The organism is Chryseobacterium sp. OV279 (genome assembly GCF_900128945.1).
Classification (GTDB): Bacteria; Bacteroidota; Bacteroidia; order Flavobacteriales; family Weeksellaceae; genus Chryseobacterium.
Genome location: NZ_FQUD01000002.1, coordinates 1 through 21,741 on the forward strand (window position 1 = coordinate 1; position 21,741 = coordinate 21,741).

At 38.7% G+C, this 21,741-nt stretch carries 22 protein-coding genes; 3 read left to right on the top strand and 19 right to left on the bottom strand.

Annotation, left to right across the window (positions count from 1 at the left end):
- Positions 1 to 420 precede the first annotated feature (420 nt).
- The 18 genes from BUA72_RS07965 to BUA72_RS08050 form a co-directional block, all read right to left on the bottom strand.
- A complete protein-coding gene (locus BUA72_RS07965) occupies positions 421 to 1,368 on the bottom strand; it encodes a transketolase family protein (protein ID WP_034728673.1) in 948 nt (315 codons plus the stop codon).
- An 85-nt stretch (positions 1,369 to 1,453) separates the two neighbouring features.
- Positions 1,454 to 2,308, bottom strand: coding sequence for a transketolase (locus tag BUA72_RS07970; protein WP_291875108.1), 855 nt, complete (start codon positions 2,306 to 2,308; stop codon positions 1,454 to 1,456).
- Positions 2,309 to 2,591: 283 nt separating this feature from the next.
- Positions 2,592 to 3,281: an SGNH/GDSL hydrolase family protein gene (locus BUA72_RS07975; RefSeq protein WP_072922530.1), complete on the bottom strand. Its 690-nt coding sequence runs from the start codon at positions 3,279 to 3,281 to the stop codon at positions 2,592 to 2,594.
- A 104-nt stretch (positions 3,282 to 3,385) separates the two neighbouring features.
- The gene (locus BUA72_RS07980) at positions 3,386 to 4,825 is read right to left on the bottom strand and encodes a sodium:solute symporter (RefSeq protein ID WP_072922531.1); all 1,440 of its coding nucleotides are present in this window, start codon (positions 4,823 to 4,825) and stop codon (positions 3,386 to 3,388) included.
- 95 nt (positions 4,826 to 4,920) lie between these two features.
- Positions 4,921 to 5,283 (bottom strand): hypothetical protein, encoded by a 363-nt coding sequence (locus BUA72_RS07985; protein ID WP_072922532.1) that lies wholly within the window; start codon positions 5,281 to 5,283, stop codon positions 4,921 to 4,923.
- A 175-nt stretch (positions 5,284 to 5,458) separates the two neighbouring features.
- On the bottom strand, positions 5,459 to 5,740 hold the full coding sequence (locus tag BUA72_RS07990; protein ID WP_175548867.1) for a GNAT family N-acetyltransferase: 282 nt from the start codon (positions 5,738 to 5,740) through the stop codon (positions 5,459 to 5,461).
- 1 nt (position 5,741) lies between these two features.
- Positions 5,742 to 6,137 carry an OsmC family protein gene (locus tag BUA72_RS07995; RefSeq protein WP_072922533.1) on the bottom strand — a complete coding sequence of 132 codons (396 nt, stop codon included), beginning with the start codon at positions 6,135 to 6,137 and terminating at the stop codon, positions 5,742 to 5,744.
- Positions 6,137 to 6,355, bottom strand: coding sequence for a (4Fe-4S)-binding protein (locus BUA72_RS08000; protein WP_072922534.1), 219 nt, complete (start codon positions 6,353 to 6,355; stop codon positions 6,137 to 6,139). The genes BUA72_RS07995 and BUA72_RS08000 overlap by 1 nt, the downstream gene beginning before the upstream one ends.
- 1 nt (position 6,356) lies before the next feature.
- A complete protein-coding gene (locus tag BUA72_RS08005; RefSeq protein WP_072922535.1) occupies positions 6,357 to 6,935 on the bottom strand; it encodes a TMEM175 family protein in 579 nt (192 codons plus the stop codon).
- On the bottom strand, positions 6,928 to 7,467 hold the full coding sequence (locus tag BUA72_RS08010) for an NADPH-dependent FMN reductase (protein WP_047455045.1): 540 nt from the start codon (positions 7,465 to 7,467) through the stop codon (positions 6,928 to 6,930). The genes BUA72_RS08005 and BUA72_RS08010 overlap by 8 nt, the downstream gene beginning before the upstream one ends.
- 23 nt (positions 7,468 to 7,490) lie before the next feature.
- Positions 7,491 to 8,390 (bottom strand): pirin family protein, encoded by a 900-nt coding sequence (locus BUA72_RS08015; RefSeq protein WP_072922536.1) that lies wholly within the window; start codon positions 8,388 to 8,390, stop codon positions 7,491 to 7,493.
- Positions 8,391 to 8,447: 57 nt separating this feature from the next.
- The gene (locus BUA72_RS08020) at positions 8,448 to 8,759 is read right to left on the bottom strand and encodes a GNAT family N-acetyltransferase (protein WP_047455050.1); all 312 of its coding nucleotides are present in this window, start codon (positions 8,757 to 8,759) and stop codon (positions 8,448 to 8,450) included.
- 210 nt (positions 8,760 to 8,969) lie between these two features.
- Entirely contained in the window at positions 8,970 to 9,845 is an 876-nt protein-coding gene (locus BUA72_RS08025; protein ID WP_072922537.1) for a pirin family protein, read from the bottom strand.
- An 88-nt stretch (positions 9,846 to 9,933) separates the two neighbouring features.
- The gene (locus tag BUA72_RS08030; RefSeq protein WP_047455053.1) at positions 9,934 to 11,337 is read right to left on the bottom strand and encodes an MFS transporter; all 1,404 of its coding nucleotides are present in this window, start codon (positions 11,335 to 11,337) and stop codon (positions 9,934 to 9,936) included.
- Between the two features lie 139 nt (positions 11,338 to 11,476).
- Complete coding sequence (locus BUA72_RS08035; RefSeq protein WP_034728649.1) at positions 11,477 to 12,289, bottom strand: hypothetical protein; 813 nt, start codon at positions 12,287 to 12,289, stop codon at positions 11,477 to 11,479.
- Positions 12,290 to 12,705: 416 nt separating this feature from the next.
- Positions 12,706 to 14,379 (bottom strand): asparagine synthase B, encoded by a 1,674-nt coding sequence (asnB, locus tag BUA72_RS08040; protein WP_072922538.1) that lies wholly within the window; start codon positions 14,377 to 14,379, stop codon positions 12,706 to 12,708.
- A 318-nt stretch (positions 14,380 to 14,697) separates the two neighbouring features.
- Positions 14,698 to 16,365: a GLPGLI family protein gene (locus BUA72_RS08045; protein ID WP_072922539.1), complete on the bottom strand. Its 1,668-nt coding sequence runs from the start codon at positions 16,363 to 16,365 to the stop codon at positions 14,698 to 14,700.
- A gap of 198 nt (positions 16,366 to 16,563) precedes the next feature.
- The gene (locus tag BUA72_RS08050; RefSeq protein WP_034728643.1) at positions 16,564 to 17,769 is read right to left on the bottom strand and encodes an RsmB/NOP family class I SAM-dependent RNA methyltransferase; all 1,206 of its coding nucleotides are present in this window, start codon (positions 17,767 to 17,769) and stop codon (positions 16,564 to 16,566) included.
- 387 nt (positions 17,770 to 18,156) lie between these two features.
- Here BUA72_RS08050 and BUA72_RS08055 point away from each other — a divergent pair, with 387 nt between their 5' ends.
- Positions 18,157 to 18,501: a zinc ribbon domain-containing protein YjdM gene (locus BUA72_RS08055; RefSeq protein WP_072922540.1), complete on the top strand. Its 345-nt coding sequence runs from the start codon at positions 18,157 to 18,159 to the stop codon at positions 18,499 to 18,501.
- A gap of 304 nt (positions 18,502 to 18,805) precedes the next feature.
- On the opposite strand, the gene BUA72_RS08060 is transcribed toward BUA72_RS08055, so the two are convergent.
- Positions 18,806 to 19,741: a sulfate/molybdate ABC transporter ATP-binding protein gene (locus tag BUA72_RS08060; RefSeq protein WP_072922541.1), complete on the bottom strand. Its 936-nt coding sequence runs from the start codon at positions 19,739 to 19,741 to the stop codon at positions 18,806 to 18,808.
- Positions 19,742 to 19,816: 75 nt separating this feature from the next.
- Between BUA72_RS08060 and BUA72_RS08065 the strand changes: the two genes are divergently transcribed.
- Together BUA72_RS08065 and pheS are read left to right on the top strand one after the other, a co-directional pair.
- Positions 19,817 to 20,476 (top strand): YceI family protein, encoded by a 660-nt coding sequence (locus tag BUA72_RS08065; RefSeq protein ID WP_034728637.1) that lies wholly within the window; start codon positions 19,817 to 19,819, stop codon positions 20,474 to 20,476.
- Between the two features lie 126 nt (positions 20,477 to 20,602).
- Positions 20,603 to 21,613 (top strand): phenylalanine--tRNA ligase subunit alpha, encoded by a 1,011-nt coding sequence (gene pheS, locus BUA72_RS08070; RefSeq protein WP_034728634.1) that lies wholly within the window; start codon positions 20,603 to 20,605, stop codon positions 21,611 to 21,613.
- The last annotated feature ends 128 nt before the right edge of the window (positions 21,614 to 21,741 follow it).

Below are 21,741 nucleotides of genomic sequence, written 5' to 3' on the forward strand. Positions count from 1 at the left end.
AAAAAATCTTTTTTTTTGTCTTCTTTTTTGCAGATGTCCAAGGTTCTTGCACTGATATCAATGCCAATTATTACTTTTTCCATAACTTTGGGTTTAGGTTAAAAAAGGGAAAAGAGATTTTTCATTTTTACTCAACTCCTTATAATGGGCCTCAATCCCGTATTTCTATTTGAGTTTTAAATGAATAAAGCATTTAATTCTTTATCAGCCCATGAATCTTATTCGGAGGCACTCTTAGTTTAATTAAATGCTTTCTCTTTCTCTAAAGTTAGTAACTTTTATCCTCTGCTAATCTAAAGGAGGCACTCGAAGCCACCAGGACTATCTGAAATCTGATGTCTAATGTCTGGCATCTCATATAAAAAAGCTCGGGCTGTTTCGAAGAAACAGCCCGAGCCTGTATATCATAGTCTATTCAGACTAGTTAGCTAAAATTCTCTTCACAGCTTCTTTTACAGCTTCTGCATCGATTTTATATTTCTTCATAAGTTCAGCAGGCGTTGCAGACTCTCCGAATGTATCGTTTACGGCTACGAATTCCTGTCTTGTAGGTCTCTTTCTTGCAAGCATACCCGCAACAGATTCACCTAAACCACCAAGATAGTTGTGCTCTTCAGCCGTAACAATCTTACCTGTTTTTTCAACAGATTTTAAGATGATTTCATCGTCTAAAGGTTTGATCGTGTGGATATTGATTACCTCACAAGAGATTCCTTCTTTTTCAAGCTCGTCAGCAGCTACAAGAGACTCCCATACAAGGTGTCCTGTTGCAACAATCGTTACATCAGTACCTTCCTGAAGAAGAATTCCTTTTCCGATTTCGAAAGGCATATCTTCCGGAATGAATACAGGAACCGTAGGTCTTCCGAATCTTAAATATACAGGACCTTCGAAGTCAGCGATAGCAATAGTCGCTGCCTTAGTCTGGTTATAGTCACAAGGGTTGATTACCGTCATACCCGGAAGCATTTTCATCATCCCGATATCTTCCAGAACCTGATGAGTAGCACCGTCTTCACCTAAAGTAAGACCCGCGTGAGATGCACAGATCTTTACATTTTTTCCTGAATAAGCGATAGACTGACGGATCTGGTCATACACTCTTGAAGTAGAGAAGTTCGCGAAAGTTCCGGTAAAAGGAATTTTTCCTGTGATGCTTAAACCTGCAGCAATTCCCATCATATTAGCCTCTGCGATACCTATCTGAAAGAATCTTTCCGGTGCTTTTTCAATGAATTTCTCCATTTTCAAAGAACCGATAAGGTCTGCACAAAGTGCCACTACGTTAGGGTTTTTGTCGGCAAGTTCTGCTAATCCGGCGCCGAATCCTGAACGCGTATCCTTTTTTTCTGTATATGTATATTTCATTTTTTTTTACTAAAGTTTTTAATAATGGATAAATGACATTTCTAAAGATGTAAAAACACCATCACTTATCATGGATTATTGATGATTAATAATCAGCGGGAGCTTCCAGATATAATTGTTTGAATGCTGTTTCAAGCTGCTCATCATTAGGAGCTTTTCCATGCCATGCATGAGAACCCATCATATAATCTACACCGTAACCCATTTCTGTATGAAGAATGATCACTACAGGTTTTCCTTTTCCTGTTTCAGTTTTTGCTTTCTCAAGGATTGCAATCACTGCTTCAAGATCGTTACCGTTTTTCTCTTCCAGAACAGTCCATCCGAATGCCTCAAGTTTAGCATGAAGATTTCCTAAGCTTAATACATCGTCTGTATCACCATCAATCTGGCGTCCGTTGTAGTCAATGGTTGAAATAATGTTGTCAACTTTTTTAGCCGCAGCATACATCAAAGCTTCCCAAACCTGACCTTCCTGAAGTTCACCATCACCGTGAAGCGTGTAAACAAGAGAAGTATCTCCGTCCAGTTTTTTACCCTGAGCTACACCAAGCGCTACAGAAAGTCCCTGACCCAGAGATCCGGAAGCAATTCTGATACCCGGAAGACCTTCATGAGTAGTAGGGTGGCCCTGAAGTCTTGAATCCAGCTTTCTGAAAGTTTTAAGTTCTTCTACCGGGAAAAAGCCAAATCTCGCCAATGTAGAATAGAAAACCGGCGAAATATGCCCGTTTGAAAGATAAAAATGGTCCTCATTCTTACCCTCCATTGTAAAAGGCAGCTTATAATTCATTACCTTTCCATAAAGCGCTGTGAAGAATTCCGTACAACCTAAACTTCCGCCCGGGTGTCCTGAATTGACAGCGTGAACCATTCTTAAAATGTCTCTTCTGATCTGCGTAGTAAGAGATTTTAACTCTTCAATACTTTTACTCATTATATCTGATTTATTTACACGCGAATTTACAATTTTTTACTGGCTTACGGAAATGCAAAAACCCGGACTTGTGATCCGGATTTAGAATTATTTCAGAGAAATACTGGTTTTAACAGCCTTCGTTGAGGTATGCCGATATTTCTGTAATGATGTTGTTAACAAATTTAAAAGTAAGTTGAGTGCAGGTTGCTGGTTCGAATCTCGGAACACGAATCTCAAAACCCATATCCCGGAACATATTAAAATCTAATGTCTGATGTCTGAAATCTGATGTCTAACATCTAAATTAATTCTTTCCTAATGCTTTATCAATAGCTTTCTTGACAATAGGCTCCATAATAGTATATCCAGCAGGATCGGGATGAATGCCATCACCTGAGAGACCGTCACGCATACCGCCTTTGTCATTACGCATGGCTATATTATAATCAATGAAAGTGATTTTGCTGCTGTGAGAATACTGTTTTAATCTGCTGTTCAAAGCATCTACTTTTTGAGGAACATCGGTGATTTCTTTACGCCACGGAAATGCAGCTGCAGGAAGTATAGAGGCAATAATTACCTTAATTCCATTGCTTCGGGCAATATCCGCCATTGCTTTAATATTGTTGAATGTAAAGTCCGGATCATACGCTCCTGAGTTTTGAGCAATATCATTAGTACCGGCATTAATGATCACCAGTTTCGGCTTTAGAGCAATTACATCATTTTGAAACCGTAAAAGCATTTGCGAAGAAGTCTGTCCGCTGATGCCTCTGCCTACATAATTATTTTCAGAAAAAAAGGTAGAATGGCTTTTTACCCATCCTTCCGTAATGGAATTGCCCATAAAGACCACATCCACTTTTTTCTTTGTATTTAAAATGGCTGTATTATCGTCTTTATACTTGGTCAGATTAGCAAAATCAACAGAACTTTGTGCGTGTACAAATTCGCCTGCAAAAAGGCCAATGGCTATGAATAGGGATAATTTCATATCGAATGTTATCTGTTAGAAAATTCAATTTTCAATAGGAACGGGCTTTAGCGCGTTTGCATCAAAATGTAATAGGGTGATCAGGCTTTAGCCAAATCTAATCATTATTTCTTTCTGATCAGCCAGAGTCCTATGAAAGTCAACAATCCGTTGATGATCAGTAATTCCAGACCGATTTTGAAATCCCCGAACATGTTTTCCTGGTATTTGTCGATAAAGTATGAGATCACAGGTGCTGCAATACATACGTAAGGAACCAGTTTATCATTTACCTTGTATTTGGTGAAAATTCCAAAGGCAAAAAGCCCGAGAAGAGGTCCGTAAGTGAATCCTGCAAGCTTCAGAATAAGCCCGATCATGGAATTGTCATTGATCATTTTAAAAATAACCACCATAATCAGGAAAGAAAGGGCCACAATTAAGTGTATATTTTTTCTGAATTTTTCTTTTTTGGAATCATCCCAGTCTTTCTTTTCTTTCATCCCAAAAATATCGATGCATAATGAAGAGGTAAGAGCGGTCATAGCACCGTCTGCACTTGGAAATAATGCCGAAATCAGTGCAATAATGAAGATGATGGAAATAAAGCCGGGCATATGATTCAGGGCAACATCAGGGAAAAGCTGGTCTCCTGCACTCGTCACATGCTCCTGTGCTCCGTAAAGATGAAGAAGTCCTCCCATATAAAGGAATAATGAGATAACGCCAAGAAGAATAAATCCTAAAGTCACCATATTTTTCTGTGAATCCTTCAGTCTCGTTACCGATAAACTTTTCTGCATCATTTCCTGATCGATTCCCGTCATGGTAATGGTGATGAAAGCCCCGGCCAGGATCTGTTTAACAAAGAAACTTTTCTGGTTCGGATCAAAATCAAAAATTCTGGTGTAGCCTTTGTCCTGCATCGCAGTAAAACTTTCGCCAAAGCTTAGACCCAAATGATTCAGCATATACACCGTACAGATGATTAATCCCAAAAGCATACATGACGTTTGTAAGGTATCTGTCCAGACAATGGTTTTTACCCCTCCTTCATACGTATACAGAATGATCATTCCTAAAATAATCAGTGTTGTTACAATGAATGGAATGCCTAAACTGTCCAGAATAGTAATCTGAAGGATATTCACGACCAGATACAGTCTTGCCGTGGCGCCTACCAATCGGGAAACAATAAAAATCCAGGCTCCTGATTTATAGGAAAGCTGGCCCATTCTCTGCTGGAGATACCCATAAATAGAGGTCAGTTTAAGACGGTAATACAACGGAAGAAGAACGTAAGCTACCACAATATATCCGATGAGATATCCCAGTGTGATCTGCAGATAGCCGAACTTATCATTTCCTACGGCCCCCGGAACGCTTACAAAGGTGACACCGGAAAGTGATGTTCCGATCATCCCGAAAGCGACCAGCATCCAATTGCTCTTACGGTTTCCGATAAAGAAACTCTCATTATCACTTCCTTTTCCTGTTTTGTAGGCTACCCACAACAAGAGTGCGAAATAGGCAATAATGATAATCAGCAGTAGATACGGGGACATATTTATGAATTTTTAAATTTCACAAATATAGTTTTTTTAAAGAAATTTTGAAGTTTAAAAACAATTTCGTTTTGGGTACCGGCGATCTTGAAAAATTAAATCAATCTGCAGGGGATTTCCAAATCTTCATTCAGATAATAACTGGCACATATCCTGTGATAGCCATCTGCAATGATGAGTTTATTGCTCCCACGAACTAACAGAATAGGGGATAGTTTGATGCTGTCTTTGATTTTCTGTAAATCTTCCCGGACATATTTATTTTCGTGGGGTAGCAAAGGAAGCTCACTGGCCCGAAGAATGTCTTTGCATTTTTTATAAATAGTTTTAGCTTCGGTAAGATTTTTAACGAGCTCTGTGGTTTTCTGCTCATCATATAAAAGTTCTAAATAATCTGCAGCGGCCGGGAAATCATGTTTTTCAGGATTTTTTTTAAAAATATCGTTTGTCTTTTTCATATATTCTGGATTGTAATTTTATATTTCGAACAGTAATGGCATTATATCAATCACTGATAATAAATGAACAATTGTTTAATAGAAGGTAATGACAGTGCGATCTTTAAAAGATCAAATCCTGTAAACTTATTAATTACAGGATTTGAAAATATTTTAATTAGTATAGACTGGAATCTTACAAAACGTCTTTTAAGCTTTCATCTTTTTGAAAACTGGCTTTTGCAAAAGGGCAAAGAGGAATGATCTTTTTTCCTCTATCTCTTGCGAAATTTACAGCTGTCAAAAGCATTTCTTTACCTACCCCTTTACCGTTATAAGCTTCTTCAACTTCGGTGTGATCTATAATGAATCTATCTTCTCCGGCCCAGGTATACGTCATCAGGCCTGCGTGGTTTCCATCTATGAAAGCCTCAAAACTTCCGTGTTTTTCGTCGTTGTTTTGTTTTACTTCGATCATATTATGAGAATTTTGTTAGTATTTCTATATCGTTAGTTAATATTTTGTGTACAGGGCAGGCATCGGCGATGGTATGCAGTCTTTTCAGCTGCTCATCATCCAGAACACCTTCGAAGCTGATGTCTCTTTTGAAAATAGCTCTTTTCGTTAAAGGAAAATTTTCGAGTTCTACTTCTACGCTGATGTTTTCAACGTCCCATTCCTTTCGTTCGATGTACATTCGCAAAGTAGCTGCTGTACAGCTTGCCAGAGATGTGGCTAAGATTTCCATAGGGTTGAAACCTTTATTTTGACCGCCTTTATCGATGGGTTCATCGGTAATGATCTGGTTTTCGCCGGCCGTTACCTCAGTATAATATTTTGTTTTTCCTAAACTTGCTTTTACGGTTACCGCCATTATTGTTCTGTATTGAATTTATAACTTAATGCGCCTGACGGGCATTGGTCTATTTGGTTTTTAAGTTCTTGAGGAGTAGCGTTTTCAGCTTTTATCCAGGGTCTGTCTTTGGGATTGTAGACTGTGGGAAGCAGTTTTACGCAGACAGCCGAGTGGATACACTTCTGGGGCTGCCAGAGGACAGTGATACTGCCGTTGGGATATTCGTGTATGTCCATATCAATTTTCTTTTAGTGATTTTTCGATTCTTCGGTCCGGAATCAGCCATATGAGAGCCACGATATAATAAAAACCTATGGCAATATAAGGATAAAAAAATGAAACGGCGATTCCGAGGACGTAAAATATAAGCGAGATATATTCTTTAAATTTTGAATATATAGCCTCTTTCAGCAGAGAACTTTCCCCTTCACAGCGCACGATTACATGCTCAAGAATCGTATAGGCCACAGCAGCCATGATGAGACAGATCCCATAAGCTGCCACCGGATTTTTTGCAAAATGGGTCGTACCTATCCATTCTGTAGCAATCGGCATCAGCGAAAGCCAGAACAGCAGATGAAGATTGGCCCAGAGAATACTTCCGTTGACCTTTTTTACTGCCTGAAAGAGGTGATGATGATTGTTCCAGTAGATGCCTACATAAATAAAACTGAAAATATAAGCGAGAACTCTTGGGATAAGAGGCTTTAAACTGGCCCAGCTGCTCCCTTCCGGAACCTTCAGCTCAAGGACCATGATGGTAATGATGATGGCCAAAACCCCATCACTGAAAGCTTCCAGTCTCCCTTTAGTCATTGGTCTTAACCGCGTTTTTAAAGTTTCCTATTTTGTCCTTAAGCTCTTTAAGCATATCAGGGTTAATAACGCCGCTTTCCAGATCGAAATTTTCATAAAACTTGGGAAGGGAGAACGTATCCTTGATATCTGCTGCAAACTGAGGGAAAAACGTTTTTGCCGTATTCATTACATTCCCGCCGCCGTAGCCTCCCGGAGAAGTGCTCATCAGAAGCATCGGTTTGTTTTGAAATACCTTGACGTTGATCCTTGATGACCAGTCGAAAACATTTTTAAAAGCAGAGCTGTAAGATCTGTTATGCTCTGCAAGCGAACAAATGATCACATCACAATCTCCGATCTCCTTTAAAAAGTTGTGGGCTTGCTCCGGAAATCCTTTCTTTTCAAGGTCAACGGAGAAAACGGGCATGGTGAAATCGTTGAGGTCAATCAGATTGATTTCTTCATCCTGAAAATCTTTCAGAACAAATTTTACCAGTTCCCTGTTGATCGAAGTGGAAGACGTACTTCCCGCAAATGCTAATATTTTCATGGTTAATGAATGTGGCCTTACTGTTATTTTCTGTTTAAAATAGCCTTAGGTAGCGGGACGTATTCTTTGTCGTCACCGGGTACCAAAGGAAACGCATCATGGTTCTGATCATTCCAGTTGACTTTGGCCTGATCAAGCAATTCTTTGTCTGAATTTACAAAATTCCAGAATATAAAACGCTCCTCATCAAAAGGTTCGCCACCAAAAAGATAGACCGTACCGTTTTCACTCATATCAAATTCACACAGTTTGGTATCTTTAGCGATCATCAGCTGTTTTGAACCGTAGGTATTTCCTTCTGTGGAAACTGTTCCGTCCAGTACATACATCGCTGCTTCACCGTAAAGATCTTTTCCAATGCTTATTTTCTTTGCTTCTTTGGTTTTGATTTCAATGAAAAATAATTTACTGTGAACAGGAACCGCAGAAGTTCTGCCGAAAGCCTCACCAGCAATCAGTTTATACTGAATTCCATCCTCTTCCCATGTAGGGATTTCATCCGCTTCGATGTGATGGAAACTAGGTTCTGTCTGCTCCAGATGCTTCGGAAGACCTACCCAGATCTGGAATCCGTGAAGTCTTTTATCGCTGTGTCTTAAATATTCAGGCGTTCTTTCTGAATGCACTACGCCTTTTCCGGCAGTCATCCAGTTTACAGCGCCCGGTTTGATTTCAATCGCGCTTCCGATGCTGTCTCTGTGAAAAATAGATCCTTCCAAAAGGTAGGTTAAAGTTGACAGACCGATATGAGGATGCGGAGGTACATCAAGATTTTGGTAGTCCTTCAGCTCTGAAGGTCCCATATGATCGATGAAAACAAAAGGTCCCACCGCTCTTTTTTCACGGAAAGGAAGAAGTCGTCCCACCAGGAAATTTCCTATATCTGCTGCTTTTTCTTCTATGATAAGTCCGATATTTGACATAATAAAGTAAATGTTTTTGAATTGTGTTTAAGCCGATGAATTTTTTTGAATCTGAGATTACAGTTTGTCGTAGCCTTCAAATTTTTCATCAACAATGCGTTTCCATTCCGGATGTTTCTTGATGTAGGCAAAAACATAAGGGCAGAAAGGAAGAAGCTTTTTTTCATTCTCTTCAATATAAGCCAGTGTTTTTTCTACCACAGCAACAGCTGCCCCCGTTCCGGCCAGTTCCGGATCTGCTTCTGTGTGTACCAGAGCGATCTGGTGACCCATTTCACGGTAATCGATAAAGGCAAAATGTCCGTCTATTTCTATTTCAAATCGTGTTGCTGCTTTTACAAGCGGTATATTTTCAAATTCTGGTTTCATAAATTTTTATAGGATAAATAGGTTGGCGGACCGCAAAGAGAAAAGATCAAATATGAGAATGCTTTTCATTATTTCACTAAACCTATAAGGTTTGATGCATTGATTAAACATTACATTTCAATTGAACTTTCGTCTTTGCGTTTCACCAAACACATTAGATAAAGTTAATAAAAAAGGAATAATGTAAGATGAAGAGAAATTTAAATTCTGTTAATCTTCCAGATAACCGAACTTCCCGGTATTGTAATCTTCGAACGCCTGCATAATTTCCTCCCTTGAATTCATTACAAAAGGTCCGTGAGGATAAATCGGTTCATTGATTGGTTCTCCACTAATGATCAGAACTATGCTGTCATCATGAGCTTCAATACTGAACGTTTCACCTTCATTTTTAAATAAAACAAGATGATCCGCTGCTGCTTTTTGCTCTCCGTTTACGGTAATACTTCCTTCAATGACCAATGCTGCGGTATTAAAGTTGGCAGGGAAACTGAACTCAGCTTTTCCGCCTGCCTTTAATTTAGCATTCATCATATTTAAAGGAGTGAATGTTTCCGCAGGACCTTTATGTCCGCTATATTCTCCGGCGATGATTTCCACTAAACCGTTTTCACCCAGATCAACATGTTCCATTGCTGCATTTTCTATGGCCTGGTATTTCGGACAGCTCATTTTATTTTTTGCGGGAAGATTGACCCATAACTGGACCATCTGAAAAATACCGCCTTTTTTAGACCATTCGGTTTCGTGATATTCTTTGTGAAGAACTCCTTTTGCGGCAGTCATCCACTGTACGTCGCCTTCGCCTATGATTCCGCCGCCGCCGGCGCTGTCATGATGTTCTACTTTCCCCTGATAGGCTATCGTTACTGTTTCAAAACCTCTGTGCGGATGAACGCCCACGCCTCTTGGTCTTTCCGAGCCATTGAAGTGAAATTTTGAATTGTAATCAAGCATAATGAATGGGTCCATTCTTTTCATATCCAATCCGTGTACCCCTGGTATAAAATTATGAACCCTAAAACCGTCCCCTACAAAATGGGCTGGTTTTGGAGATACTACGATTTCTACTTTTTTCGCTGTCATAATATTGTGAATTTTATATAACAAAAATACGGTAGAGAGAAATCAGATACATTGATCTGTGTTAAGTTCGGTGGGGAGGTGGCAGTTCTTATTCTTCCTTAGATTTCATGTTTTTTCCATCCGAAATGTGAAGTCTTCTGAAGACAAAACCGGAGATAATGGTTAATATCCCTACAGTAAGGAAAGTATAGCGGAAAGCGTTGTGAGTTTCTCCTTTGATTAGGTCCGAACTTTCAAATAATTTTAATACAATAAGTCCGAAAGCAATTCCGAAACCGATGGCCAGCTGCTGATTAACGGATATTAATGAATTCCCGCTGCTGGTTTGGAAATTTCTAAGATCGGCAATGGAAATGGTATTCATGGAAGTGAACTGGATAGAGTTGAAAAATCCTAATATGGCAATAATGGGGACAAACCAATATAAAGAGGCATGAATATCGGGAATGGCGAGAAGACAGATCAGGGTTCCGATGATGAAGGTGTTCACCATCAATGTCTGTCGGTAGCCATATTTATCTAAAATTTTGATGACCGATGATTTCCCGAACATAGCGGTCAGAGCCATCGGAGCAATGATCCATCCGGAAGTTACTGCCGACTGTTTGTAAGCAATCTGAATCATTAAAGGAAGCAAGAGTGGAACCGAGCTGATTCCCAATCTGGTCGCCAGGTTTCCGACAATACCTACCCGGAAAGTTCTCACCTGAAAAAGATCCAGCGGGAAAATAGGATTTCCTCCTCTTCTTGCATGTTTGTAATAATAGTAAAGGAATAGAAAGCCCAAAATAAATACAAAGAGGACGGGACTTATATTCTGCATATCTCCGAATAGTTCAAGGGAAATAGAAAGCAGAAGCGATGCTGCCGCAAAGATTAAAAATCCTTTTAAATCAAAATCAACATCAGTGGATTTGTAATCCGGCATATATTTTAACCCTAAAACAATTCCTAAAATTCCAATAGGAATATTGATCAGAAAAATCCAGTGCCACGAAAGATAATCCACCATATAGCCTCCGACCAATGGACCAAGTACAGGCCCTATCAGTGCAGGAATGATAGCGAAGTTCATGGCTTTCAGTAATTCACTTTTATCAAATGTTTTAATCAACGCCAGTTTTCCTACCGGTGTCATCAAACTTCCCCCGACACCTTGAATCACCCTTGAAATAACCAAATGCGTAAGATTTTGTGACATGGAACAAAACAGTGAACCTAAGCTGAAAAGAATCAGTGAAAAAATAAATACTTTTTTGGTTCCGAACCGATCCGCCAGGAAACCGCTGGCAGGCATGAAGACCGCCAATGTCAGAACGTAACTGATGATGGCATTCTGCATATTGAGCGGAGATTCATGAAGGTCCTTGGCGATGGAGGGCAGGGAAGTGTTCAGGATCGTGGAATCCAGCATCTGCATAAAGATCGCAGTCGCAAGGATGAGCGGAAGTATTTTTTTTACAGAGATCTGTTGCGGGTTTGTTTCTGTCATTCGGTGTAGACTGAAAATTCAATGATTTCCAGATTTATTTTTATTGAAAAGAATACTGTTTTAAAACAGTCTGATTCTTAGATAAAGAATTTCATATAAAATTAAAAAAGTCCTGTGAATTTTCACAGGACTTTTCAATTTATTTTCTAGGTTTTTCTACTCCTTTCCATTCGTTGCCGGCTTTTCTGTACTGGCTTAAGATGTAAGTTTTGAAATCTTTTGTTTTGTACTCGATGTTATCGGTGTTCTGTTCGAACGGCATGATATAGTAGTAATCGATATCTGTTTTGTCTGATTTGTTTCCTTTTTTCACAGTCGGAACATATTTGGAAAACTTATAGCCTGGAAGATACTGTTTTAGTCTTACGTAGAAATCTTTATCTTCTTTTTCGCTAGGGATGATGTCTACAATGTTTAAGTCATCTTTTTTCTTGTCGATCCACAGGTAGTAGGTTTTTTCTTCTCCTAAGTTTCTGTTTAAAGAGTTGAATGCAAACAGTTCTTTAGGAACAAGCTCCTTGATTTTCTCAGGATCTACTCTTGTATAGAATTGTCCTTTAGACGGATCTACATACGTTTCAAGATTGTACATCAAAACCGAATTGTTCTCGAATTTTTTGTTCTTAAAATATTGATTTAAAGATAATTCAGCCGTTGCTCTAAGCTCTTTTCCTCTGTCGTCCAGTTTTTTGGTAGGATTCTGTGGATTTACTTTTTTCACGAACTCATATAAAACAATTGGTTTTACATCTTTAAGGTGAGGATACGTTTTAAGCTGCTCTGCTTTTACCAGCCAGTAGAACTGCTGATAATAGTCATCCTTGTCCTGATCTTTTACAGTCTTATAAGATAAAGCAAGCTTTTTTGAATTTAAGTATTTGCCATATTTTCCCTGTCCAAAAGCAAAACTGATGGATAGTAAGGCAAATAAAACAGTAAGATTTCTTCTCATTTTTTTATAATTGATATTTTCGTTGTCCAAATATAATTATTTCTTAGATATTATTTTTGATTGTCAGTTAAATTATATTATATTATTAACGTTTATTCAAAAGAAAATCCCGTATTGCTACAGGATTGATAAAATATTATATAGATGTGAGATTTCAGACACGAGACTTCAGACCAGATTAAGGCCGAGATTGAGGTTGAAAATGGTCAATTGTGAATTTTGCTTCGAAAGTGAATGGTGAATGCTGGATTAGAGAACCAAGAACCAAGAGCCAAGAACCAAGATTCTAGACTTTAGACATGTTTCGGGATACGAATTCCCAGATTCGAACCAGTAACTAGCAACTAGTAACCAACAACTCCCTTACTCTCAAACCCTAAAACTCTCCAACACTTAAACTCTCCAACTCAAACTCATCACGAACCATAACTCGTTTCATGCACCTTCACCGCTCTTCCGCTCGGATCGTTCATCTTTTTGAAAGCCTCGTCCCATTCTAAAGCGATAGGCGTAGAGCAGGCTACCGAAGGAACGGAAGGCACTGTTGCTGCTGCCGTTTCACTTGGGAAATGTTCTTCGAAGATCGTTCTGTAGCGGTATTCTTCTTTATTCTGAGGCGTGTTGAGCGGGAATCTGAATCTCGCGTTGGTCATCATTTCGTCAGTGACTTCTTTTTCGGCAACTTCTTTCAAAGTGTCGATCCACGAATAGCCCACACCATCTGAAAACTGTTCTTTCTGTCTCCATACGATAGCATCGGGTAGAACGTCTTCAAAGGCTTTTCTTAGTACCCATTTCTCTATTTTTCCTTCTGCCACGTTGATCATTTTGTCTTTTGGGTTCACGGCCATAGCAATGTCCATGAATTCTTTATCCAGGAAAGGAACCCTTCCTTCAATTCCCCAGCTCATCAATGCTTTGTTGGCTCTTAAACAGTCATATAAATGGAGCTTGCCTAATTTTCTTACCGTTTCGTCATGGAATTCTTTTGCGTTAGGTGCTTTGTGGAAATACAGATAACCTCCGAAAAGTTCATCTGAACCTTCCCCCGAAAGAACCATTTTAATTCCCATAGATTTAATCACTCTTGCCAGAAGATACATCGGAGTGGAGGCTCTGATGGTGGTTACATCATACGTTTCAAGATGATAAATCACATCACGTACGGCATCCAGTCCTTCCTGAACCGTGAAATTAACCTCGTGATGTACAGATCCGATATGTTCAGCTGCTTTTCTTGCGGCGGCCAGGTCGGGTGATCCTACCAATCCTACTGCAAAACTGTGAAGTCTCGGATACCAGGCTTCCTGAGTGTCACCACTTTCCACTCTCTGTCTTGCAAATTTCGCGGTAACTGCTGAAATAACGGATGAATCTAATCCTCCGGAAAGTAATACGCCATAAGGAACATCGCTCATCAGCTGTCTGTGAACGGCATCTTCAAGGCCTTTTCTTATTTTTGAAATATCGGTTTCGTTGTCTTTTACGCTGTCAAAGCTTTCCCAGTCTCTTTTATACCACTGCTGAAGCTCTGTACCGTCCGGACTGTACAAAAGATGTCCGGGCAGGAAAGTTTCTATGGTTTTGCAGATGCCTTCCAATGCTTTTAATTCAGAAGCTACATAATAGTTTCCGTTTTTGTCCCATCCTTGGTAAAGAGGGCAAATTCCCATATGGTCGCGGGCAATCAGATAAATACCTTTTTCTATATCGTATAGGGCAAATGCGAAGATTCCGTTCAGTTTCTCGATAAAATCTTTTCCGTATTTCCCGTACAGAGCAAGAATCACTTCACAATCCGACTGAGTCTGAAATTCAAAATCAGGAAATTCTTCTTTTAATTCTCTATGGTTGTAAATCTCTCCGTTCACGGCAAGAACGATCTTTCCGTCTTTGGTTAATAAAGGCTGCTTTCCTGAAGTAGGATCTACGATAGCCAGCCTCTCATGAGAAAATACGACTTTTTCATCCTGAAACACACCGCTCCAGTCCGGACCGCGGTGACGGATTTTTTTTGACATTTCCAGGACCTGAGGTCTCAGTATTTCAGTCTTTTGTTTGGCATCAAACAAACATACTATTCCACACATATTGTTACTTATTTGAAACAAAATTAGCTTTGATGTTTAAAAATAACAATAAAAAATAAATAAAAGTTAATATTTTTAACTTATTAATTTATTTAAGCGAAAAATATTAACTATTTCGATCAATTATCGCGTATTTAATTAATTTTTTTCGCTGTTGAAAAATGGGGCTTAATCCTATACAAAATTAAAATGAAATAATTAATAATATATGGTAATTTATTATATGAATTTTAGCCCTTACTTTGTGGCTCGAAATAATTTTTTTTCATCATTTGTGTTTTTACCTTCTTGCAATTCTCTTTGCAAGAAGGTTTTGTTTTATTGGGACCCTAACAGAACTCCGGAGACATTCCACGAACTGAAACTTGTGCCTTCTGAAGCTCCCTGAGGGATTTTTACCTGTATGGTATGCGTTCCCGCTTTCAAGTCCCCGAGTGGTATGAAATTAGGATTTGTAACCGTTCCGGGACACCAGTTTGACCTGCTGAGGTCTGATGACGAAAGTCCGTCCGGAAAATTCCCTGATGCAGGGTTGTAAAGACGGTAAGAACCACAATCTGATCTCCATGGAACAAATGAAAACGTCATTTTTCCGTCTAAAAATACAGAATTGGCTTTCGGAACAAATTCATCACCGTTTTCCCAGCCTCCGTGTCCGGTAGTGATGTATCTCAATTGAGCATTTTTCAGATTTTTTTTTAAGGTAAATTCTACAAAAAGACCTTTATCCTTATCGAACATCGTTGAATAATCCTGACCGGCCATTTCCATAATATTTAAAGTGTTGAAAAGAGGAATCACCGTATTGTTTTTGTACACAGTCTGATCACTTTTATGAATGGTGATGTCCAGACTTATTTTATGGCCACCTTTATCATAGTTTCCAATAAAGGCTCCCACCCAAAGTTCTTTTTCGGAAAGCGACGGTTTTAATTCTGTGATATCCTGACGGTATGGGCTCACCGTCTGCCAGTCTTTTCCTTTCAACTGAATATGATTGAATTTCTGAATCCCGAAAGCGGTAAAAAATCTCATCATTTCTATCGCCGGGCTATAATTTTCAGTGGCTGTTACCCCATAATACTGCTTTCCGTTTCCATTGTCATATAAAGGAAGCGTTTTAGCTCCTTTTTCCAGTCCGTCAAAAAAAGAAGACGTTTTATCCTGAGGTATAAAAAATACGGTTCCCGTTCTGTCGTAGGCATCACCATTGGATTGTTGCTTCACTTCTACAAATATATTTTCACCTTCCCTGATGGCTGGAAATTTTATTTTTTTAAGGATAATCGTTCCGTTGGCGAATTTTTTTACATTTTCACTGGATTTGGATTCATCTGAAAAATTGATCGTTTCATTGTCAAAAACCTTCAGTGTGGTAAAACGGCTTTTCCAAAGCAGGTCTTTATACCCTAAGAGATCGGTAGATTGTACGGATCCTTTTATAATAGCATCAATCTCTGTTTTCTTTACTTTTTTAATTGAGCTCGCCGTGATCAGTGAATTTTTATTTCTTTCAATTTCTAATACAAAACCTAAGTTCTGCCCTAAAACAGATGGCCCACCGTTGATTTTTAAATCATTGGTGTACCATACTTCGATGGTATTGGAATTGATTTTTGTGACTGCTTTTTTACAGGTGTAGCCTAGAATTTTTTTCGTTTCATTGGTTAATTCAAAGGACTGTTTTCCGATGGATTCTGCATCTGAAGAAGAGATGATTTCTCCCGGTTTCAGGAAAGCATAGGAAACAACGGTATTGGAAGGCTTCTCGATCTTGGTAATTTCATATGGATAATCGCTTTTCTGCTGCCGGATTGTATTATTCAGAATAAAATTCTCTTTCGCATCTGCCCAGACAAGGGTAGGAGACTGCTCTGTAAGAACTTTTCCATTGTAAGAACTGGTGTACTGGATTTCATAAGTTTGTGCATATGCCAGACAGCATAAGAATAAGGCGAAGAAATTGAATAGCGTTGTTTTATACATATAAGAAAGGTTTTCTGCGAAATAGTTCTAATATTTATGCTAAGTTCTGCATGGTTTTGAAACGGTTCTGCAATATAATAAGTAGGGATTAGTGAAGCAGATGTTACATCTATCTTAAATATTCTCTCCGATTAAAATTTTTTAACAAAAAAAGCTGCCCTGAAATAGAGCAGCTGTATATATTTCGAGGGATTCCTATTAAGAAACTCTTTCAATCAATGCCATATAGAATCCATCGTAACCCTGACTAGGCATTACTTTGTCATCTTTAACCATTTTGTATCCCGCATTGTTTTTCAAAAATTCTTCTACCTGTAAATTATTTTCAGACGGTAAGATAGAACACGTAGCATACACCATTTTTCCTCCTACTTTAAGCATTTTGGAGTAATCCTGAAGGATCTGCTGTTGCTCTTTTTTGATTCTGTCGATAAAATCCTGATCAATTTTCCATTTACTGTCCGGGTTTCTTTTTAAAACACCAAGTCCTGAACATGGTGCATCGATAAGAAGTCGGTCTACTTTATCATGAAGACGCTTGATCACTTTGTTGTCAGAGATCATACGGGTTTCGATATTGTGGGCACCTGCCCTTTTGGCACGACGCTTCAGTTCAGCCAGCTTCCATTCGAAGATATCTAAAGCCACGATCTGACCTTTATTTCCCATCAATGCAGCTAAGTGAAGTGTTTTTCCACCCGCACCCGCACATGCATCTACCACTCTCTGGCCTTCTTTTACATCAAGGAAATATCCTATTTTCTGCGAAGAAGCATCCTGAACTTCAAACAAACCTTCTTTGAAAGCGGTCGTAAGAAAAACATTTTTCTTTTCCTCAAGCTGTACAGCATCAGGATAATTTCTTACCGTATATGCCACAACACCTTCGTCAGAAAGGTCAGAGATCAATTCTTTAGGCGTTGTTTTCAGACTGTTTGCTCTTAATACCGTAGCAGCCTGCTCATTTAAAGCGTGCATTTCTTTTTCCCATCCGGAACCTAATTCTTTTTCCAGGGTTTCAGCCAGCCATTCAGGAATAGAATGCTCGATAGCTTTCGTAGGAACGGTATTCTTTTTAAGTTTGGTAAGGATATCCGCGATTTTGATTCCGTCAAATTCCTCAAATTTCTTATAATTGGTCTTGCTCCAAAGCAGGTACGCAATCATTAGTTTATAGATATTGGTAGGTTTTACCCCCTCACCCATATAATATTCAAGACGTTTTTTCCAGCGGATAATATTATAGAAAATCTCAGAAACAACGGCTCTGTCCTGGCTTCCCCATTTTCTGTGGGCTTTTAATAGTCTTTCGATCACCTTATCGGCGTATTTATTTTTCTCGAAAAAGGTTTCCTGTAAAGCATCGTGAATTCCGATCGCTAAGTTTCTGTGAATAAGTTCCATAAATTTGCTTCGCTGTTTGAATCTGCAAAAGTACGAATTATAGTTGAGAGTTGAGAAGCGGGTTGATGAGTTTGAGAGTGGGAGGGTTTAAGGGTTGCGAGATATGGGGTACGGGTTTGAGAGTCGGAGTGTTTGAGAGTTGCTAGTTGCTAGTTGACGGTTGCAGGTTCGAACCTCGAAACCCTGAACTCGCCTCCCGAAACATGTCTCATATCTCATATCTCATATCTAAAATCTTGGTTCTTGGCTCTTGGTTCTCTACCCCAGCATTCACCATTCACTTGCGAAGCAAAATTCACCATTGACGTCTTCCTCTCTCAGTCTGATGTCTCGTGTCTGAAATCTGAAGTCTAAAACAAAAATCCTACCTTTGCAAAAATCAAAAATATGAGTGATACTGTACTTTGTCCGAAATGCAGCTCTGAATTTACCTATCCAACAGATAATATGATGACCTGTTCACAATGCTTTTATGAATGGAGTCCTGAAGAAGCGGCTGCTGAAACAGCTGGTGAAGGTAAAATTCTGGATTCGAACGGAAACGAGCTTCAGGATGGAGATTCTGTAGTCGTAATTAAAGATCTTCCTGTAAAAGGAGCTCCAAAACCTGTGAAGGCGGGAACTAAAGTGAAAAACATTCGTTTAAGACCGGACAGCGACCATAATATCGATTGTAAAATTGATGGTTTCGGGTCTATGGCTTTGAAATCTGAGTTTGTTAAGAAAGCGTAAGGCTTATTGCAAAAAATAAAAAAAAGGAAAAAATTGGACAGTGTAATCTTTCAAAAAGACTTGATTGCAGGGAGGTGCTAATGTCCGTCTCAAGGCAGAAAGAGAATTAACCAAAAATTTCCTTATGCTGTGGAAATACAAATGTAAGAAAAAGTTTTAAACGGGTTTCTTATATTTGTATTTTTTTTATCCACATATTAACAATAAGTGTAAGGGAATGTAGGAGTTATGATTTTTGAATGATGGGTTTTGAGTCCTGAGAATGGTGAAAAGACGGATCACAAAACAGGCTTCTTTCTTTGCTTTAAACAAATGAAATTTTAATATTTCCTGCTAGCTTTTCATCAGTATACACGACAAGTTCTTTACTGTGAACTTTCACTTTATTCCAGTAATGATTTCCTGCAAATCGGCTCTCTACAAGATCTGCTTCCATTCCATCTTCTGAAATTTTTATTTCTTTAGGATAATATGAGAATTTAGAAATCTGAAATGCTGCTTTTTCTTCTTCGCTGAAAATATTGACTTCACCAAAAAGTTTAGCTACATAAGAATTGTAGGGATTTTTATAGGTTTCTTCCGGACTGTCGTTCTGGATAAGTCTTCCGTCTTTTAGAATAACGATCTGGTCAAGCCACGGCATGATTTCCTGAAGTTCATGAGTGGAAATAATCAGAGAAATCTGATGCTGTTTCACATATCTGAAAAGTCTTTCGCGAAGTTCTATTTTTCTTGAAAAATCCAGATTACTGAAAGGTTCGTCTAAGATAAGTAGTTTTGGAAGTACAGAAAGCGCTCTGGCAATAGCAACACGCTGCTGCTGGCCACCGCTTAAATATTTAGGAAGAATATGAGCGAACTCCTGAAGACCTACCACTTCAAGAAGTTCCATGACGGTTTCTTTTTTCTGAGATAAATTAATATTGGAAATAAATTTACCCACATTTTCGGCAACGGTAGCGTAAGGCATCAGATCAAAATTCTGAGCGACCAGTTTCATTTCCGCTTCTCCGGGAACAAGGTTTCCTTTCGGTCCCAAAAGACGCTTTCCGTTAAAAACAATTTCACCGCTTTCCCAGTCCAGAAGTCCGTAAATAAGATTGAGCATTGTAGACTTTCCACATCCGCTTTCTCCTGCAAGAGCAATGATTCTGCCTTCCTCAAAACCCAGATTAAGGTTCTGAAACAGGGGATTATCTTTGGTGTGGGAAAAATATAAATTGTTTATTTCTAATAGCATAATACAAATGTAAGGTTTTTATGAAAAAATAAAATTTTTTATTATATTAGCGGAAGTAATAAAAATATATCAAAAATGAGAAAAAAACTGTTTTCTTTAGCTATTCCTGCTTTATTTGTGGCAGCTGTAGCGGTTTCTTGTAAAAAAGACAAACCGGTTACCAGCGAAAGCAATGAGGTGGCAACTACAAAAGACGGGAACCAGTACACACTGGATACATTAAACAGTAAAGTGGAGTGGAAAGGATATAAAGTATTCAAGTCTGAAAGCACAAGCCATTTCGGAACCATCAAATTTGAAAGTGGTGATGTGACGGTAAAGGATGGAAAGCTTGAAAGCGGAAAATTTGTTGCTGATATGGCTTCTCTGACATCTGTAGATCTGAAAGATGATGCTGAACAGTTAGGCAAACTGAATGGTCATCTGAAGAGCGGAGATTTCTTCGAAGTGGAAAAATTCCCGACGGCTTCATTTGAAATTACGAAAGTGACCCCTTCTACGGAAGGCGATTACAATACGCTTCTTGATGGTAATTTAACGATCAAAGGCATTTCAAAACCGGTTCAGTTTAAGGCTAATGTCTCTGTGAAAGACGGAGAAGTAAGTGTAGCTACCGAGCCTAAGGATATTAAAAGAGAAGAGTTTGGCGTAAAGTTCCAGGCTCCTGCTGAAAACGGCGTGATCAAGGATGATGTAACTCTTCAGATCAGCGTTAAAGCTTTAGAAAAGAAATAATTTTTTTATTTAAGTGAAATAAGTGATTGAAGTCTGCCTCCCATAAAGGGGCAGATTTTTTTATCACAGATTCATTATTAAACTTAAAAAACGTATTTTTGCAAAACATTTTGAAAGGGTAAAACAATGATAGAAAAGATAGAAGAACTACTTACCGAAGTAAACAGCTTCAATGCTACGTCTAAAGAGGAAATTGAAAACTTCCGGATTAAGTATAATGGTAAAAAAGGTGTTCTGAATGATTTTTTTGAAAAATTTAAAGAAGTTCCAAACGACCAGAAAAAAGAATTCGGACAGAAGATCAATTCTTTGAAACAGGCTGTTGCAGGAAAACTGGAAGATCTTAAAGACTCTTCCCAGTCTGCTATTGTCACAGAAAAAGAAGATCTTACAAGACCTGCTTTTCCATTGGATCTTGGGTCCAGACATCCGATCAATCTGGTGAAAAACAGAATTATTGAGATTTTCAAATCAATAGGTTTCGCAGTAGCCGATGGTCCGGAAATAGAGGATGACTGGCATAACTTTACCGCGCTTAACCTTCCTGAGTACCATCCGGCAAGAGATATGCAGGATACTTTCTTCATTGAGCAGAATCCTGACGTCCTTTTAAGAACGCATACTTCTTCCGTGCAGATCCGTTATATGGAAGAAAATCAGCCGCCGATCAGAATTCTTTCTCCGGGAAGAGTATTCAGAAATGAGGCTATTTCTTCACGTTCACACTGTATATTCCATCAGATCGAAGGTTTGTATATTGACGAGAATGTAAGTTTTGCAGATCTTAAACAGACCATCCAGTTCTTTACGACGGAGCTTTTTGGAAAATCCAAGATCAGAATGAGACCTTCTTATTTCCCGTTCACGGAACCCAGTGCTGAGATCGATGTATATTGGGGATTAAACTCTGAAACCGATTACAGAATTACAAAGGGAACAGGCTGGCTGGAAATCATGGGTTGCGGAATGGTAGATCCTGCCGTTCTGAAAAACGTGAATATCGATGCAGAGAAATATTCAGGATACGCTTTCGGAATGGGTATTGAAAGAATCACAATGCTTCTTTACCAGATGAGCGATATCAGAATGTTCTTCGAAAATGATATCAGAACTTTAGAACAGTTTAAATCACTATAAAAAATAAACCTCCGGAAATTCCGGAGGTTTTTGTTTTTAATTACTGACCTAAGAAACAAAACGTAATTAAAAACGATTTTATTGAAAATGTACAACGTGTATTGTCTTTTTTATCAACTGACATAAAA

Bases quoted from the DNA above. Each gene is read 5' to 3' on its own strand.
- BUA72_RS07965 (WP_034728673.1), bottom strand. From the start codon at position 1,368: ATGAAATATACATATACAGAAAAAAAGGATACGCGTTCAGGATTCGGC.
- BUA72_RS07975 (WP_072922530.1), bottom strand. From the start codon at position 3,281: ATGAAATTATCCCTATTCATAGCCATTGGCCTTTTTGCAGGCGAATTT.
- BUA72_RS07980 (WP_072922531.1), bottom strand. From the start codon at position 4,825: ATGTCCCCGTATCTACTGCTGATTATCATTATTGCCTATTTCGCACTC.
- BUA72_RS07985 (WP_072922532.1), bottom strand. From the start codon at position 5,283: ATGAAAAAGACAAACGATATTTTTAAAAAAAATCCTGAAAAACATGAT.
- BUA72_RS07990 (WP_175548867.1), bottom strand. From the start codon at position 5,740: ATGATCGAAGTAAAACAAAACAACGACGAAAAACACGGAAGTTTTGAG.
- BUA72_RS07995 (WP_072922533.1), bottom strand. From the start codon at position 6,137: ATGGCGGTAACCGTAAAAGCAAGTTTAGGAAAAACAAAATATTATACT.
- BUA72_RS08000 (WP_072922534.1), bottom strand. From the start codon at position 6,355: ATGGACATACACGAATATCCCAACGGCAGTATCACTGTCCTCTGGCAG.
- BUA72_RS08005 (WP_072922535.1), bottom strand. From the start codon at position 6,935: ATGACTAAAGGGAGACTGGAAGCTTTCAGTGATGGGGTTTTGGCCATC.
- BUA72_RS08010 (WP_047455045.1), bottom strand. From the start codon at position 7,467: ATGAAAATATTAGCATTTGCGGGAAGTACGTCTTCCACTTCGATCAAC.
- BUA72_RS08015 (WP_072922536.1), bottom strand. From the start codon at position 8,390: ATGTCAAATATCGGACTTATCATAGAAGAAAAAGCAGCAGATATAGGA.
- BUA72_RS08020 (WP_047455050.1), bottom strand. From the start codon at position 8,759: ATGAAACCAGAATTTGAAAATATACCGCTTGTAAAAGCAGCAACACGA.
- BUA72_RS08025 (WP_072922537.1), bottom strand. From the start codon at position 9,845: ATGACAGCGAAAAAAGTAGAAATCGTAGTATCTCCAAAACCAGCCCAT.
- BUA72_RS08030 (WP_047455053.1), bottom strand. From the start codon at position 11,337: ATGACAGAAACAAACCCGCAACAGATCTCTGTAAAAAAAATACTTCCG.
- BUA72_RS08035 (WP_034728649.1), bottom strand. From the start codon at position 12,289: ATGAGAAGAAATCTTACTGTTTTATTTGCCTTACTATCCATCAGTTTT.
- asnB (WP_072922538.1), bottom strand. From the start codon at position 14,379: ATGTGTGGAATAGTATGTTTGTTTGATGCCAAACAAAAGACTGAAATA.
- BUA72_RS08045 (WP_072922539.1), bottom strand. From the start codon at position 16,365: ATGTATAAAACAACGCTATTCAATTTCTTCGCCTTATTCTTATGCTGT.
- BUA72_RS08050 (WP_034728643.1), bottom strand. From the start codon at position 17,769: ATGGAACTTATTCACAGAAACTTAGCGATCGGAATTCACGATGCTTTA.
- BUA72_RS08055 (WP_072922540.1), top strand. From the start codon at position 18,157: ATGAGTGATACTGTACTTTGTCCGAAATGCAGCTCTGAATTTACCTAT.
- BUA72_RS08060 (WP_072922541.1), bottom strand. From the start codon at position 19,741: ATGCTATTAGAAATAAACAATTTATATTTTTCCCACACCAAAGATAAT.
- BUA72_RS08065 (WP_034728637.1), top strand. From the start codon at position 19,817: ATGAGAAAAAAACTGTTTTCTTTAGCTATTCCTGCTTTATTTGTGGCA.
- pheS (WP_034728634.1), top strand. From the start codon at position 20,603: ATGATAGAAAAGATAGAAGAACTACTTACCGAAGTAAACAGCTTCAAT.